This window comes from Christiangramia aquimixticola (genome assembly GCF_048285835.1).
Taxonomy (GTDB): Bacteria; Bacteroidota; Bacteroidia; order Flavobacteriales; family Flavobacteriaceae; genus Christiangramia; species Christiangramia aquimixticola.
Window position 1 is genome coordinate 1 of record NZ_JBLVTL010000251.1, and the last position, 293, is coordinate 293.

Consider the following 293-nt stretch of genomic DNA (forward strand, 5'->3'; position numbering starts at 1 on the left):
GCTGAAAATGGGATAAAAAGTGATCCGAACATTCAGAAATTTGAAAACGGTGAGGTACTTCTTTATACCAAACCCATCACGATTCCAAGCGGCATGTGCTTAAATTGCCATGGAGAACCTGAGAAAGAAATTTCCAAAGAAACTTTGGTGAAGCTTGACCAACTTTATCCAAGTGATCGGGCAAGAGGTCATAAAGTAGGTGACCTAAGGGGAATGTGGTCTGTACGGATACCAAAAAAGGAAGTGGTAAAAAGGTTGTAGGTAACCGTAAGTCTCGGTTTTTTGGATCGGTT

General features: G+C 41.3%; 1 protein-coding gene. It reads left to right on the plus strand.

The features are described from left to right. The coding region (locus tag ACNKXV_RS14360; RefSeq protein ID WP_417908391.1) for a c-type heme family protein at nucleotides 1–261 on the plus strand (261 nt) is incomplete at its 5' end. Nucleotides 262–293: the final 32 nt, after the last annotated feature.